Origin of the sequence: Flavobacterium sp. HBTb2-11-1, assembly GCF_009826975.1 — a bacterium.
GTDB lineage: Bacteria > Bacteroidota > Bacteroidia > Flavobacteriales > Flavobacteriaceae > Flavobacterium.
In genome coordinates, this window is the sequence record NZ_WUMO01000002.1 from 90,996 (window position 1) to 107,960 (window position 16,965).

Annotated in this window: 13 protein-coding genes; 5 read left to right on the forward strand and 8 right to left on the reverse strand. The window is 33.7% G+C overall.

Annotated features, from left to right (window positions below):
- Positions 1-73: 73 nt before the first annotated feature.
- The gene (locus tag GR162_RS05540) at positions 74-1,303 is read right to left on the reverse strand and encodes a multidrug effflux MFS transporter (RefSeq protein WP_160781302.1); all 1,230 of its coding nucleotides are present in this window, start codon (positions 1,301-1,303) and stop codon (positions 74-76) included.
- Positions 1,304-1,447: 144 nt separating this feature from the next.
- Between GR162_RS05540 and GR162_RS05545 the strand changes: the two genes are divergently transcribed.
- From GR162_RS05545 to GR162_RS05565, 5 genes are all read left to right on the forward strand, one after another.
- On the forward strand, positions 1,448-1,864 hold the full coding sequence (locus GR162_RS05545; RefSeq protein WP_160781303.1) for a hypothetical protein: 417 nt from the start codon (positions 1,448-1,450) through the stop codon (positions 1,862-1,864).
- Positions 1,865-1,950: 86 nt separating this feature from the next.
- Entirely contained in the window at positions 1,951-2,334 is a 384-nt protein-coding gene (locus tag GR162_RS05550) for a hypothetical protein (protein ID WP_160781304.1), read from the forward strand.
- Between the two features lie 693 nt (positions 2,335-3,027).
- Positions 3,028-4,944, forward strand: a complete 1,917-nt coding sequence (locus GR162_RS05555; RefSeq protein WP_160781305.1) for a DUF294 nucleotidyltransferase-like domain-containing protein — start codon at positions 3,028-3,030, stop codon at positions 4,942-4,944.
- Positions 4,945-4,947: 3 nt separating this feature from the next.
- Positions 4,948-5,544, forward strand: coding sequence for a 3'-5' exonuclease (locus GR162_RS05560; RefSeq protein WP_160781306.1), 597 nt, complete (start codon positions 4,948-4,950; stop codon positions 5,542-5,544).
- Positions 5,545-5,736: 192 nt separating this feature from the next.
- Positions 5,737-6,129: a hypothetical protein gene (locus GR162_RS05565; RefSeq protein WP_160781307.1), complete on the forward strand. Its 393-nt coding sequence runs from the start codon at positions 5,737-5,739 to the stop codon at positions 6,127-6,129.
- Between the two features lie 70 nt (positions 6,130-6,199).
- Here GR162_RS05565 and acs read toward each other — a convergent pair whose 3' ends face one another.
- From acs to GR162_RS05600, 7 genes are all read right to left on the reverse strand, one after another.
- The gene (gene acs / locus GR162_RS05570; RefSeq protein ID WP_160781308.1) at positions 6,200-8,110 is read right to left on the reverse strand and encodes an acetate--CoA ligase; all 1,911 of its coding nucleotides are present in this window, start codon (positions 8,108-8,110) and stop codon (positions 6,200-6,202) included.
- 492 nt (positions 8,111-8,602) lie between these two features.
- Positions 8,603-10,072 (reverse strand): ketol-acid reductoisomerase, encoded by a 1,470-nt coding sequence (gene ilvC / locus GR162_RS05575; protein ID WP_008464100.1) that lies wholly within the window; start codon positions 10,070-10,072, stop codon positions 8,603-8,605.
- Positions 10,073-10,132: 60 nt separating this feature from the next.
- Positions 10,133-10,654, reverse strand: coding sequence for an acetolactate synthase small subunit (gene ilvN, locus GR162_RS05580; RefSeq protein WP_008464099.1), 522 nt, complete (start codon positions 10,652-10,654; stop codon positions 10,133-10,135).
- 51 nt (positions 10,655-10,705) lie between these two features.
- Entirely contained in the window at positions 10,706-12,394 is a 1,689-nt protein-coding gene (gene ilvB, locus GR162_RS05585) for a biosynthetic-type acetolactate synthase large subunit (RefSeq protein WP_160781309.1), read from the reverse strand.
- A gap of 154 nt (positions 12,395-12,548) precedes the next feature.
- Positions 12,549-14,222: a dihydroxy-acid dehydratase gene (gene ilvD / locus GR162_RS05590; protein WP_008464097.1), complete on the reverse strand. Its 1,674-nt coding sequence runs from the start codon at positions 14,220-14,222 to the stop codon at positions 12,549-12,551.
- A 268-nt stretch (positions 14,223-14,490) separates the two neighbouring features.
- Positions 14,491-15,609, reverse strand: a complete 1,119-nt coding sequence (gene leuB / locus GR162_RS05595; protein WP_160781310.1) for a 3-isopropylmalate dehydrogenase — start codon at positions 15,607-15,609, stop codon at positions 14,491-14,493.
- Between the two features lie 63 nt (positions 15,610-15,672).
- Positions 15,673-16,848 carry a 2-isopropylmalate synthase gene (locus GR162_RS05600; RefSeq protein ID WP_160781311.1) on the reverse strand — a complete coding sequence of 392 codons (1,176 nt, stop codon included), beginning with the start codon at positions 16,846-16,848 and terminating at the stop codon, positions 15,673-15,675.
- Positions 16,849-16,965: the final 117 nt, after the last annotated feature.

The window sequence follows — 16,965 nt, forward strand, 5'->3', positions numbered from 1 at the left end:
CCCTATAAAATTACTGAAATAAAAGCGCAAAATCAATTATTATCATTTGATTTTTAAACACTTACTATTAAAATCAATGAACAGAAGCAATACTGTCATCTGAAGATAATTCTACTTTTTGCTTGATAAATCGCTTTCCGATATTTAAAATTATAAATGCGGTTATAGTTGTAGTCGTCATAATCGCGACCATTGGCGTTACAGAATCTTTCACAAAAACACCAACTGCAAACGAAGCCAAAGCACCGATTCCAAGCTGAATGGCACCCATTAATGCAGAAGCACTTCCGGTATTCTTAGCAAAAGGAGCCAACGTTAATCCCGCAGTATTTGGATTTGAAATTCCTAAACATGCCAGAAACAAGAACAGCATTCCGATTGTCTGATACAATCCTAAAAGGTCATTTAAAGCCAAAATCAAGAATATTATACTAATGGCAGATTGAGAAATTAAAGCTCCAAAAATCATCTGTTCGCTCGAAAATCGCTTTAATAGCATAGAATTCAACTGACTAGATCCGATAAAACTAACAGACATAAGAGCAAAAATCCATCCGTAAGTTTTAGCATCAACTTTATAAATATCCATAAAAACTAGTGGAGAAGCCGCTACATAAGAAAATAATCCTGAAAAAGCTACAGCGCCTGTAAACGCATACGTATAAAATTGAGGTTCTTTTATTACCAAAAGAAAATTAGACAGAATCGGCTTCGGCTTTAACGAAATGGAAGTATCTGGTTTATATGTATTTGGAAGCCCAAATTGTGAAGCAGCTAAAATCACGATTCCCATACACATTAGTATAAAAAAGACAGTGTGCCAGCCTAAATCTTCGGTAACATAACCGCCAATAGTTGGCGCCAGCATTGGAGAAAGTCCTACAACGAGCATTAAAAGCGAAAATACCTTCGGAATATCTTTTACAGGAAACAAATCACGAACCATTGCTACAGAAGCAACTGTTGCAGCGCAACTTCCGATGGCTTGAATAAAACGAAGCATTATAAAAGCATCAATATCAGCAACATAAATACATCCTAAAGACGCAAGAATATAAATGAAAAGTCCAACAAACAACGGTTTTTTGCGTCCGAAACGATCTAATAAAGGGCCATAAAGTAATTGTCCCGCAGAAATTCCGATGAAATAACTGGATAAACTCATTGAAACCTTGGCAACAGTAGTATTTAAATCTTTTGCAATTCCCGAAAAACCAGGCAGATACATATCAATTGAAAAAGGACCGAGAGCGGTTAAAGAGCCCAATATCAGGATGAGCTGAATATATTTTTTTGTTGTCATTATCTTAAAAAGTGGCTTATAATTTTCTGCAAAGGTAAAGATTTCATATCTTGTAGTATAACTTGAAAAAGTTTATAACAATATATTAAAGTAATTGCCAACATTATTTAGTGTAACTGTTTATTAATCTTTAAATTAGAAATTATGAAAAAGTACCTTTTACTAGCAGCAGTTTTATTTACAACAATTTCATTTTCGCAAACTATTACATCCAAACAAGAAGAAGCTAGTGTTGCACAATACGAACTCTTAAAAAAAGTAAATCAGTATTATCCGGACATTACCTTAAGCAAATCGGTCACAAATTTCTATGCTGACGGGAAAATTATCGATTCGCAACAGGATTTTGATTTAAGAGGCACCAAATTTTCAAGTTATAAATTAGGCATCGAGCCAGGAAACAAAAAGGTAAAATTTGATTACACATCTAATGAAGCTGGTCATGTGTACGGCGACGTTACTATTTTTAACGGAAATGCATTACGAACTACGTTTAACGAAAAAACAAATCAAGTTGACGTATCACTAAATGGAAAATCGGTTTACTTGAAAAAATTATAGATTTAAGAAAATTTTAGAAAAAGCATCGCAAACTTGTGATGCTTTTTTGATTTATATTTGGTTCAGATTTAAATAAAACAAACAAAATGAAAAAATTTCTTTTCCTGGCATTTTTAATCTCCATGCAAGCATTCTCACAGCAAAACAAATTCTCAGGAACTTGGGGAAGCCAAAAATGCAAAGACTGCAAGAAAGAATATAATTTTATGATTACAATAGCGCAGTCAAATTATAAGATTTTTGGAACCGCTGAAGTTACGAGCGAACACAAAGATTTAAATTCAGGAATTTTAGAAGTTTCCGGACATGTTTATCCGCATGGCGATAAAGCGCAAATAAAACTAAAAGATAAAAACGGAGTTACCGCTAGCGCAGTTTTATTTGTAAACGATGCCGTAATTCAGTTTACTAAAAATGGCGGAGGCGATGTTGTGCCAAAAGAGATGATTTTGAATAAATTATATGAATAAGCCCTTTCTCAGGGTTATTTCATTTTGAATTATAATTTATATTATGTAAAATAGAATATTTTAGAAACTGCCCTATAAATGTGCTGTATGCATTTCTTTTGAAAATGTTTTCAAATATCTAAAATTTCACTTCCTCACTTCTAATGTGTACTTGATGAATAAATTTTTCTTTAAAAAAAAAATTCCAAACTCGTATAAATACGCTGTATGGTTTTTGTTTTAAAAAAATTCTAAATATTGAAAATTTGGATTATCTTGATTTGTGAAAATGTAGTTGGTCATTAGAGCAAATTCCTCGAAATTCAAATTGACCATAATTACGCTGTATGATTTTTAAAATAAAATATTCTCAAATATTGAAAAATTAGCTCGACGATTTGTGTATCAATCTGAATCTTTTCCTTTAAATTCAAACCGCCATAAATGCTGTATATGACTTTTAAATCATAAAATTTTCAAATATCGCAAAATCATCAGACTTGCTTTTTGACGTTTATTTTTCATTAAATGAAATATCTTTTTTCAAAATCAGAAATACTCAGATTTTCAAAACATAAAAACTTTTATAAGCCTTGTAGCTATTATCTTTTAACATTTCCTTAAAATAATTAGTTTCTGCTAAAGAACCTTTCGTTGTAAGACTTTATTTTACTATTTTTACATTCGATACTTTAAAAATAAATTATCACATATATGAATACAGTTGCTGAACATATTGCAGATTTTTTAAAAGAATACAAACCGTTTGATAACCTGACTTTCCAGGAATTATCAGATATTGCCACGAATATCCGTGTCATTAATTTAGAAAAGCATGCGGTATTATTTCAAAATAACGATCCGCTTCATGAAAGTTTTTATGTTGTAGCTTCTGGTGTCATTAATTTAACGACTATTGCAGACGCTGAAGAAACCATCATAAACAAATGCCATGAAGGAGATATTTTTGGATTACGCCCGTTTTTTGCCAAAAATAACTATATGATGACTGCTAAAGCACGTGAGGAAAGCATTATTTATGCTATTCCAATCGCTGTATTTAGACCATTTGTTGCTAATAATTCTAATGTGTTGAACTTTCTGCTTGAGAGTTTTGCTGTAAATTCGCGTCATACCAAAGATAGCGTGAGCTCTAATGGCAAGCTAATTTCTGACAGCGATTACATTGATCAGCAGACAGAAATGCAATATATTCAGTCACTTAACTACAATAATTCGCCTCTAACTACTCAGGCCACATCTATAATTAAGGATGTTGCAATTTTAATGACCGATTCTATGGTAGATAATATCATAATCTGCGGCGAGAAAAATCATCCAATTGGTATTGTTACCAATGCTGATTTATCCTCAAAAATTGCGACAGGACGCTATCCTATTACTGAAACCATTGACAAAATTATGTCATCTCCGGTTGTTACAGTTTTAGAAAATGTGTCTTTAGCAGAAGCGCAATTGTTAATGCTGAAACATAATGTAACTCACTTATGCGTTACTAAAGATGGCACTAGCAAATCTGTTGTAAAAGGAATTATTTCTGAACATGACCTTATTGTTGCTCAGGCTAGTAACCCAGGTGTATTAATCAAAGAAATTAAGCGTTCTCAGCTTCCAAAAGATTTAAAACAAATACGTGATCGTCTATCTGATCTGATTCAGAACTCGATTCAAAAGAATATCCCAATCTCACATGTTAGCAATATCGCAAGTGAGATTAACTTAGCTATCATTAAAAGAGCAGTTGAATTATCAATTTTAGATTTAGGCTCCCCTCCTGCACGTTTTGCGTGGTTAAGCATTGGTAGTCAAGGTCGTAAGGAACAATTATTGCTTACAGATCAGGATAGTATTTTAATTTTTGAAGATGTTACTCCTGAGAAATACAGAGAGGTAAAAGATTATTTCTTGAGATTGGCTAAACGAGCTACTTCTATACTAGAAAAAGTGGGCTATGATTATTGTCCAAATGGGCACATGGCAAGCAACATGCTTTGGTGTAAATCATTGAGCGACTGGACTAAACAATACAATAGCTGGATGAATACTCCAGGTGAAAATAGTAATGATTTGAGCAGTATTTTCTTTGATTATGAAATTGTTTTTGGAGAACCAAAAATTGAGGAAGCAATAGAAAGCGTAATTTTCAAAAATGCCGTTAATAATACTTTGTTCTTCGACTTTTTAGGAAATGATGCCTTAAAGAAAAATTCTCCTTTGAGTTTCTTCAAGAAATTTATAACGGAAGAAGATGGACCTCATAAAGATAAATTTGATATTAAGACAAGAGCTTTGATGCCGCTAATTGATGGTGCTCGTTTATTAATATTAAATGCCAACATAAAAGGAATTCAAAATACTTATCTAAGATTCAAACAATTAGCAATTACAGATTCTAAAAATGCCGAAATATACTTAAGCTGTGCGGAAGCATTCTTGACACTTTCTAAATTTAGAACTGTTGAAGGATTAAAAAATGACGACTCTGGCCAATATATTAATTTAAGAGAAATGTCAAAATCTGACAAAGAGAAATTAAAAAATGCATTGTCCCCAATGAAAGACCTGGAGGAACTGATTAAGAGTAAATTTCAATTGACACAATTCTCATAAAACATGCTAGACTGGCTAAAAAATATCAATAAAGACTATCCAGATTTCTGGAAAGATTATTTAACTAAATTCGAAACTAGACCTAATAAGTTTGTTGTATTGTCAACTGAAACTTCTGGCTTAAATCCGGATAAAGATGTTATATTATCACTTGGAGCCTTTTCAGTTATCGATAACAGCATTGTTATTAAAGAAAATTTTGAAACCGTTTTATTACAATATAAATATCTTCAAGACAACGGACTTTCAAATGAATTTATTATTGAAAGCAAAATGATGAAAATGCCTGAACCTGATGCACTTGAAGCTTTTGTGAATTTTATCGGAAATTCTATTCTGGTTGGACATCATATCAATTTTGATATCGAAATGTTGAATGCATCTTTGGAACGTCTAAACTGTGGCAGGCTAAAAAATGAGGCTTTAGATGTTGATGTGATGTATAGAAAATTGACTGATATAAATGACAAGCAATTTTCTCTTGACGATTTGTGCGGAATATATAAAATCCCGAAAAGTGATAGAAATTCTTCTTCGGAAGATGCCTATAGAATTGGACTTCTATTCTTGAAATTAAAATCTAGATTGGGAATTAAATAAATTAAAAATAATCAATTCTGTATGATATAAAAATGCCTCTTAAAAATTTAAGAGGCATTTTGTTTATTTAAGCTTTAACACAAAATTATAAGCTCATATATTTTTCAAATTAAGTAAAACTGTAATTTTATATCAAATTATATTTCCAAAAAACAAACAAAAACACAGTCTATTTTTTAATTAAAAAAATCTATGAAAAAGCTTTTATTTATGTTGCCATTGCTGTTTTTTGTTTCAGCAATTTTTGCCCAAAATCAAGACCCTTCTTCTAAACGAATTTTAGGAAACTGGTATTCTAAAACAAACCTAAGTATCAAATGGACTTTTACGCAAGACGGGCGAGTTTACAATTATAACCAAGATAGAATGGCTGTAATGTATAAATATACCATTTCGCATAGTTGCCAAAATTTTACGGATGATACAGCAGAATTTATAACTTTAATGGACAAAGATGGTAATCAATTCTGTTTTAAAATAAATGGAATCAATGAAAACAAAAACGGAATTTTGTCGCTCACTAATTTAAGCAACATGCAGCAACTTATTTTTGTAAACGACGCAAATTCAAAAGTTGTACAATAATATATTTTTAAAAATTCTTTAAAAAAAACGCCTCTTAATTAAGAGGCGTTTTTTTTGTTTATGTTTCAAATTAAGAAATTCTTTCTTTCATAATTTCTTCAACTACTTCTGGATTTAGTAAAGTCGTTGTATCTCCAAAATTAGAAAAATCTCCTTCTGCAATTTTACGCAGAATTCTACGCATAATTTTTCCTGAACGAGTTTTTGGCAAACCAGAAACGAATTGAATCTTGTCTAATTTAGCGATTGGTCCAATGTGATCTGCAATATATTGATTAATTTCCTTAGCCAGATTTTCTTTGTTTCTAACTTCTCCTGTTTCTTTCAGAATTACAAAACCATATAAAGCATTTCCTTTAATATCGTGAGGGAATCCAACAATAGCAGATTCTGCAACAGCTGGATGTTCGTTGATCGCATCTTCAATTGGCGCAGTTCCTAAGTTATGTCCAGAAACAATTACTACATCATCTACTCTACCGGTGATTCTGTAATAACCCACTTCGTCTCTTAACGCTCCGTCTCCTGTAAAATATTTTCCAGGGAAAGCAGAGAAATAAGTTTCTTTGTAACGATCGTGATTACCCCAAATAGTTCTGGCAATTCCAGGCCATGGGAATTTAATGCATAAACTTCCAACTACCTGATTTCCTTCAATTTCATTGCGTTTTTCATCCATCAAAACTGGCTGAATTCCAGGCAATGGCAAAGTTGCATACGTTGGTTTTGTTGGTGTTACAAAAGCAATAGGTGAAATCATGATTCCTCCTGTTTCTGTCTGCCACCAAGTATCTACAACTGGACATCTCTTATCTCCAACGTGGTCATTAAACCAGTGCCAAGCTTCTTCGTTGATTGGCTCTCCAACAGATCCAATAACTTTAAGTGATTTAAGAGGATATTTTTGAATATAATCTAAACTTTCTTTTGCCAACGAACGGATTGCAGTTGGTGCAGTATAGAATTGTGTAATTTTATGTTTTTCGATAATATCCCAAAAACGGCTAAAATCTGGATAAGAAGGCACTCCTTCAAAAATTACAGTTGTAGCGCCATTCAATAATGGTCCGTACAATATATAAGAGTGACCTGTAATCCATCCGATATCTGCAGTACACCAGAAAATGTCATTGTCTTCGTAATTGAAAACGTTTTTAAAAGTATACGCTGTATATACCATGTAACCTGCAGTGGTATGAACCATTCCTTTTGGTTTTCCTGTTGATCCTGAAGTATATAAAATAAATAAAGGATCTTCGGCATCCATAATTTCAGCAACGCTATTATCCAAAGCTACGTCTAATAATGGTTGCAACCAAATATCACGGCCCTCTTTCATTTTAACATCAGTATTAGTTCTTTTTGCAACTAAAACTTTTGCTACAGAAGGACAAGTTTCTAAAGCTTCATCAACAATTCCTTTAAGATCAATTGTTTTATTTCCTCTATAACCTCCATCAGATGTAATCACCATTTTACACTCGCAATCGTTGATTCTTGCAGAAACTGCAGAAGCAGAAAATCCAGCAAAAACTACTGAGTGAATTGCTCCAATTCTAGCGCAAGCTAAAACAGCAACAGCCAATTCCGGAATCATTGGCAAATAAATGCAAACTCTATCTCCTTTGCGAACACCTTGCTCGCGAAGAACGTTTGCCATTTTTGAAACTCTTTCGTATAACTCATTATACGATATATGTAAAGCCTCTTCAGAAGGATCGTTCGGTTCAAAAATAATTGCCGTCTTCTCTCCTCTTTTGCTTAAATGTCTATCAATACAGTTTTTGGTAATGTTAACTTTAGCATCTGTAAACCATTTTACTTCAGCCTCAGCCATATTAAAATCAACAACTTTTTCCCATTGCTGGTACCATGTGAAATTCTCCTCTGCTATTTTTCCCCAAAATTTTCTTGGCTCTCTTATTGACTTATTGTAATGTTTAAAGTATTGTTCTAAATTTTCAATTTTGTAATAGCTCATCGTTTGTTGAATTTTTTTATAAATGTATTAAATCTGAACGTATCCGTGAAATAATTTAATTCATAAATTTTATCAAAAAAAAACATTTATTTAATAAAATATGATAATTATCTGAAATTATTTTAAAACTTTATTTTTTATTATTACTTAAGGGCAAAAAAGGCATAATAAACAGATATTATGCCTTTTTTAATTTAACAAATTTCAATAACAATTAATTTTGTAAATGCGTTGCAAAATTTTTCTCTATTTTGAAAATAGCAGCATCCTTATTAATTAAAACAGAAATTTCAACAAGTATATTTTTTTTCAAAATATACCCCATTTTAGGGATCCGCTTCACTTAACTTGCTTATTATCTGAAGTTAAGTGAATGCAATATGCATCTATATCTATTATCTTAATAAGTGCTTACTAATTCAAAATATTACAAATCATTGATACAGTGCAAATTCCGCAGAATCGGATTCTGCGGAAATTCCCAATTTTTTATTATCCAATTTTTTTCATTGCTGTCATAGACTCTCTCAACCAAGCTCCTACTTCTTCGATAGGATGCTGACGGATTGCTTTGTTTACAGCAATTAATACGGTATTGTCTACTCCGTTTGAAGTAGAAAATGGTTTACCTATAATATTAGTTTCAACTTTTTTCATGAATTCAGTCAATAATGGCTTACACGCATGATCAAATAAGTAACATCCGTACTCAGCAGTGTCAGAAATTACACGGTTCATTTCGAATAATTTCTTTCTTGCAATTGTGTTTGCAATTAATGGCAATTCATGTAAAGACTCATAATAAGCAGATTCTTCGATGATTCCAGCCTCTGTCATTGTTTCGAAAGCTAATTCAACACCAGCTTTTACCATTGCAATCATCAATACTCCATTATCAAAATATTCTTGCTCAGAGATTGGAGCTTCTTGTGGAGCTGTTTTTTCGAAGTTAGTTTCTCCTGTTGCAGCTCTCCATTTCAATAAGTTAACATCGTCATTTGCCCAGTCAATCATCATAGTTCTAGAGAATTCCCCAGAAATGATATCGTCTTGGTGTTTTTGGAATAACGGACGCATGATATCTTTCAATTCTTCAGCCAATTCGTAAGCTTCAATTTTTGAAGGATTGTTTAAACGATCCATCATATTTGTAATACCACCGTGTTTCAAAGCTTCAGTGATAGTTTCCCATCCGTATTGGATTAATTTAGATGCATAAGCAGGATCGATTCCTTTTTCAACCATTTTATCAAAACATAAAATAGATCCTGTTTGCAATAATCCGCAAAGAATTGTCTGCTCACCCATTAAGTCTGATTTTACTTCAGCCACGAAAGATGATCTTAAAACTCCAGCTCTGTGTCCTCCAGTTGCTACAGCATAAGCTTTTGCTTGATCTAAACCAAATCCGTTCGGATCGTTCTCTGGGTGAACAGCGATAAGAGTTGGAACTCCAAATCCTCTTTTGTATTCTTCACGCACCTCAGAACCTGGACATTTAGGAGCACACATAATAACAGTGATGTCTTTACGAATCTGCATTCCTTCTTCCACAATGTTAAATCCGTGAGAATAAGCCAAAGTAGAACCTTGTTTCATTAATGGCATAATAGCAGTTACCACAGCAGTGTGTTGCTTGTCTGGTGTAAGGTTGCAAACTAGATCTGCAGTTGGAATCAATTCTTCGTAAGTTCCTACTTTGAAACCATTTTCAGTTGCATTTTTATAAGAAGCTCTTTTTTCTGCAATTGCATCTGCACGCAATGCGTAAGAAATGTCTAAACCAGAATCTCTCATGTTTAAACCTTGATTCAAACCTTGTGCTCCACAACCAACAATTACAACTTTTTTTCCAGCCAATGCTGCAATTCCGTCTGCAAATTCAGATTGCTCCATAAATTCGCAAACTCCTAATTGTTCTAATTGTAATCTAAGTGGTAATGTATTGAAATAATTTGCCATTTTTGTTTTAATATTTAATGAAATGAAATTTAATATTGATTATATATAACTAAGATTTTATTATTTAAAAGTTTCTAGCAATGAAGAAATTTCCATTTTTTGCTTAGAAACTGATATTCTTCCCGAACGCACAAACTGCATAATTCCGTATGGTTTGAACTTTTGGTATAATTCTTCAATTTCAGAACGTCTTCCTGATTTTGAAATCACAAAGAAATCTCGAGAAACCGTCACAATCGTAGACTGGCTTTCTTTAATGATATTCTGAATCTGTTTCTCGTCAAACAACAAGCTTGAAGCGATTTTAAACAAGGCATTTTCTAAGAAAATAGTCTCTTCATCTGTATGATAAAATGCTTTTATAACTTCAATTTGTTTTTCGATCTGGCCTACAATATTCTGAACCCATTTTTCTGTCGTGTTTACAACAATGATAAATCTTGAAACATTCTCTATTTCTGATTCAGAAACATTTAGACTTAATATATTAATGTGGCGCTTTAAGAATATTCCCGATATTCTATTTAATAAACCCACGTTATTTTCTGAGTATACCGATATGGTAAATGTTTTATCTTCCATGATGTTTTTTTAGTTTTATTTTCCCGATAGCTATCGGGATTGAAACTTTTCTTAACTTAATCTAATTTCTGATACACAAGCTCCTGTTGGAATCATAGGGAAAACGTTGTTTTCTTTTTCGACTACAACTTCTAAGAAATAAGAATCTTTTGAAGCCAGCATTTCTGCGACTGCCGCATCTAGATCTTCTCTTTGTGTAACTTTTTTAGATTTGATATGATATCCTTCAGCAATTGCAATGAAATTTGGATTGATCATTTTTGTTGAAGCATATCTGTTATCAAAGAATAATTCTTGCCATTGGCGAACCATTCCTAAGAATTCATTGTTTAAGACCACAATTTTTACCGGAACTTCTGTTTGGAAAATAGTTCCAAGTTCTTGAATGGTCATCTGGAAGCCTCCATCACCAATAATCGCCACTACTTCGCGTTCTGGTTTTCCCATTTTTGCTCCAATCGCAGCAGGCAATGCGAATCCCATAGTACCTAAACCACCTGAAGTAATATTACTTTTTGTTGAATTGAATTTAGCGTAACGGCACGCAAACATTTGGTGCTGTCCAACATCTGAAACGATAATGGCATCTCCTTTTGAGTGTTTGTTGATCATTTCGATAGTTTCTCCCATCGAAATTCCTTTTCCATTCGTTGGATTTAATTCTTCTTTTATTACTGAATCATATTCAACTTTACTCAACTCTTTGAATTCATTGTGCCATAAATCATGAGATTTAGCATCAAGAAGTGGCAATAAAGCTGCTAAAGACTCTTTTACGTCTCCTAAAACAGCGATATCTGTTTTCACGTTTTTGTCAATCTCAGCAGGATCAATTTCAAAGTGAATTACTTTTGCCTGTTTGGCATAAGTGCTTAATTTACCCGTAACACGATCATCAAAACGCATTCCGAAAGCAATTAAAACATCGCATTCGTTTGTTAGTAAATTTGGCGCATAATTTCCGTGCATTCCAAGCATACCAACGTTCAAAGGATGATCTGTTGGTAGAGCTGACAATCCTAAAATTGTCCATGCCGCTGGAATTCCAGATTTTTCAACCACCGCTTTAAACTCAGCTTCTGCCTGACCTAAGATAATTCCCTGACCAAAAACAATAAGCGGTTTTTTTGCGCTATTGATTAAAGCTGCAGCTTCAGCAACTTTGTCTAAATTTAATTTCGGAACTGGAACATAACTTCTAATTCCTGTGCATTTTTCATAACTAAATTCGAACTCATCAAATTGAGCATTTTTAGTAATATCAACCAAAACTGGCCCTGGACGTCCAGAACGAGCAATGTAAAATGCTTTTGCAATAATTTCAGGAATTTGAGAAGCTTCAGTTACTTGGAAATTCCATTTTGTAACCGGAGTTGAAATTCCGATAATATCAGTTTCCTGAAATGCGTCAGATCCTAATAAATGTCTTCCAACTTGACCAGTAATGCATATTAAAGGAGTTGAATCGATCTGAGCATCTGCGATACCAGTTACTAAATTTGTAGCTCCTGGTCCAGAAGTAGCAATTGCCACTCCTACTTTTCCTGTAGCTCTTGCATAACCTTGAGCTGCATGCGTTGCACCTTGTTCATGACGTACTAAAACGTGGTGCAATTGATCTTGAAATTTATATAATTCGTCGTAAACTGGCATTATAGCTCCACCTGGATAACCATAAATTAAATCTACTCCTTCTGCTAATAAACATCTTATAACGGCTTCTGCCCCTGATATTTTCATAGTATATTTTTTTTATCAATTTCAAAAATTCAATTTCAAAATTCAAAGGCAATGGCAAAATTCAATTTCAATTATAAATTTTAAATTGACTTTTTTAATTATTGCTATTTGATTTTTGATATTGTTATTGAAATTGATTTTTGATTTTTTATAATTATTTATCGGTTACACATCCTGTTGATGCACTCGAGACCGACTTCGCGTATTTAAGTAAAACCCCTCTGTCAACTTTTAAAGCCGGCTGAACCCAAGCCGCTTTTCTTGCTGCAAATTCTTCGTCAGATATCTTCAGATCGATTGTATTTTTCACAGCATCAATGGCGATTAAGTCACCATCTTTTACTAGTGCAATACCACCACCATCATATGCTTCTGGTGTAACGTGTCCTACCACGAAACCGTGCGAACCGCCCGAGAATCTACCGTCTGTAATTAGCGCACAACTGCTTCCTAATCCAGCACCAATAATAGCAGATGTAGGCTTCAGCATTTCAGGCATTCCCGGACCACCTTTTGGTCCACAACCCCTGATGACGACTACATTACCTGGTTTAATTTTTCCGGCTTGAAGACCTGGAATTACTTCAAATTCACCTTCAAATACAACAGCTGGCCCTTCGAAATACTCTCCCTCTTTTCCGCTGATTTTTGCTACAGCACCTTCAGTAGCAAGATTTCCGTATAATACCTGAATATTTCCTGTTGGTTTTAATGCTTTTTGAATTTCATGAATTACTTCTTGTCCGTCTTGTAAATCTGGAGTTGAAGCTAAGTTTTCTGCAACTGTTTTTCCTGTAACTGTTAAACAGTCCCCATGAATAAGTCCAACTTTCAATAAGTATTTCATAACTGCTGGAATACCTCCTACTTCGTGAATGTCTTCCATCATGTATTTACCGCTTGGCTTCATGTCTGCCAATACTGGTGTTCTATCGTTAATCGCTTGGAAATCATCTAATGTAATTGTGATTCCAACTGAGTGAGCCATTGCAATTAAGTGCATAACAGCATTTGTAGAACCACCTAAAACAGCTACAATTGTGATAGCGTTTTCAAAAGCCTTGCGAGTCATAATGTCTCTTGGCTTAATATCTTTTTCTAATAATATTTTGATTGCTTTTCCAGCTTCAAGACATTCGTCTCTTTTCTCCTGACTTAAAGCAGGGTTTGAAGAACTGTAAGGCAAACTCATTCCTAATGCTTCAATAGCAGAAGACATTGTATTTGCAGTATACATTCCACCGCAAGCACCAGCTCCTGGACAAGCATTTTGAATAACACCTTTAAAATCTTCTGGAGTAATTTCGCCTTTTACTTTTTTTCCTAAAGCTTCAAAAGCAGAAACGATATTTAAAGATTCTCCTTTCCATTTTCCAGAATGGATAGAACCTCCGTAAACCATAAGAGATGGACGGTTTAACCTTCCCATTGCAATTAAAGCACCTGGCATATTTTTATCGCATCCCGGAATTGCAATTAAACTATCATACCATTGCGCTCCCACAACTGTTTCGATAGAATCTGCGATTACATCACGAGAAACTAGTGAGTATCGCATACCCTCAGTTCCGTTAGAAATACCGTCACTGACACCAATGGTATTAAAAATAAGTCCGACAAGATCTGCATCCCAGACACCTTTTTTAACATCTTGTGCTAAATCATTAAGGTGCATGTTACAAGTGTTACCATCGTAACCCATGCTCACAATTCCAACTTGTGCTTTTTTTAAATCTTCTTCAGTTAAACCAATTCCGTACAACATCGCTTGCGCCGCTGGCTGTGTTTGATCTTGTGTGATGGTCTTGCTGTACTTATTTAATTCCATTATAGTTTTATTTTTTTTAATTTTTTGTTCAAAAAAAAACCTTCCAGTATTTGGAAGGTTTGTAATATAGTCTTTCAATTATATTTATAACATTCCCGATGCAGATGTGTGAATCACATTGACAACAACGACAGAAGTAATAATAATTGAGATTTGCATCATTTATTTTTTAGTGTCACAAAAGTAAATAAACTTCTGGAAGTAAAAAAATAAAATCTCAACATTTACAATACTTCTTGTGATTATATTCAAGTTTTAACAAAAAATATTAAACAATTGTAGATTGCCCAATACTTACATTGTCATTATTGAAATAGAGCAAATCATCTTTGCTGAAAATAAAATTAGAAACAAACTCTCCAACTTCATTTGTTCCAAATTTTGAGTCTGGTTTCAAATCAACTGTAACTACTTTGTATTCAATTGCTTTTTCAACCGCTTTATAGATTACATGAGCTTCTTTAGTTAATCCAAAGTGCTCTAGCAAAAGTGCTGCTGCCAAAATCGAAGCAATCGGATTGGCAATGTTTTTGCCTTTTGCCTGCGGATATGATCCGTGAATTGGTTCAAACAAAGCATTTTTTTCACCTAAAGATACCGATGGCAATAAGCCAATTGAACCTGTAATTACGCTAGCTTCATCAGATAAAATATCTCCGAACAAATTCTCAGTCAAAATCACATCAAATTGTTTCGGATTTAAGATTAACTGCATTGCTGCATTATCCACAAATAAGAAATCAAGTTTAACATCTGAATACTCTTCGCTCACCTTCTGAACTACTTTTCTCCACAATCTTGAAGTTTCCAAAACATTTGCTTTGTCTACCATTGTTAGCTTTTTACGTCTTTTTTGCGCCGATTTAAAAGCTAAATGTGCAATTCTTGTAATTTCTTCTTCTGAATATTCACATAAATCCGAAGCATGTGTTCCTTCTTCATTAAGTGTTTTAGTTCCGAAATAAGCTCCACCAGTTAATTCTCTAAAAATGGTAAAATCAGCTCCTTCAATAATTTCTCTTTTCAAAGGAGAAGATTCGATTAAGGCTTTATAAGGTTTTATGGGACGAATATTAGCAAACAATCCTAATTCTTTTCGCAATTTTAATAATCCTTGCTCTGGGCGAACCTTTGCATTTGGATTGTTATCATATTTTGGATCTCCAATTGCACCAAGCAAAACCGCATCTGTATTTAAGCACAGATTTAGAGTCTGCTCCGGCAAAGGGCTTCCCGTTTTATCGATAGCAACCGCTCCCATCAGTGCTTCTTCAAAAACAAATTCATGATTATACACTTCGCCAATGGCGTACAAAGCTTTTTTAGCCTGTAATATTACTTCAGGTCCAATTCCATCTCCTGGTAAAACTGCAATTTTTAAATTCATAATCTCTCGCTCTTTATGTCTTTAAATCCTTATTGTTCCTTAAACTCTTATTTTTATACTATTTTAGTTTCTGATTAAATCTCCTTCTATTTTAGAAGCTTCTATAATTTGGTGGATATCTGCGTCTACAACTTCTTTTTTAATATCAGCGAATTTCAAGAATTCGATGTAAACGATATCCAATTGTGTTTTTGTCAATTCGTAACCTACTTTTTTAGCACGGTAAGCCAAAGCAGCTCTTCCGCTTCTTGCTGTTAAAATGATTGAAGATTCATTCACTCCCACATCTAGCGGATCCATGATCTCGTAAGTTGCTCTGTTTTTGATTACACCATCTTGGTGAATACCAGAACTGTGTGCAAAAGCATTTGCTCCAACAATTGCTTTATTTGGCTGTACAATCATTCCCATACTTTCAGAAACTAAACGGCTCATTTCGTTCAATTCTCTTGTATTAATGTTTGTATCTAAATTTAAGTAAGGGTGCTGCTTGAAAATCATTACCACTTCTTCAAGTGCTGTGTTTCCAGCTCTTTCACCAATACCATTAATAGTACATTCAATTTGTCTTGCTCCATTTATAGCTCCTGCGATCGAATTTGCAGTTGCCATTCCTAAATCATTATGACAGTGGCATGAAAGGATTACGCTTTCGATTCCTTTTACGTTTTCTTTTAAGTATTTAATTTTTGCTCCGTATTCTTCTGGAAGACAATATCCAGTAGTATCAGGAATATTCAATACTGTAGCTCCAGATTTGATAACTTCTTCACAAACTTTAGCTAAGAACGCATTGTCTGTTCTACCAGCATCTTCAGCGTAGAATTCAACGTCTTCTACATAAGATTTAGCGTGTGATACAGCAAATTTTGCTCTTGCAATAATATCTTCAGGCGTAGTATTTAATTTGTGGAGTATGTGAGATTCCGAAGTTCCGATTCCAGTATGGATTCTAGGTTTCTTAGCATGCTTTAAAGCAGCTGCAGCAACATCAATGTCGTTTTTTACGGCTCTTGTTAGTCCGCAGACGGTTGCATTTTCTACAATTTTACAAATCTCAGAGACCGATAAAAAATCGCCCGGACTTGACACAGGAAAGCCTGCTTCGATAATGTCAACTCCCATTTTGTCTAGTCGTTCTGCGATAACTAATTTCTGTTTAGTATCTAACTTACATCCTGGAACTTGTTCACCATCTCGCAATGTGGTGTCAAAAATTTGAACTTTCTCTCTATTCATATTCATTTATTTAATGTAATTTCACATCTTGATAACAAATATATATTGTACTATTACAGTATGAAATTCATTTTAATGAAATTATACTGTTTATAAAACGACTTATACTATATTAAC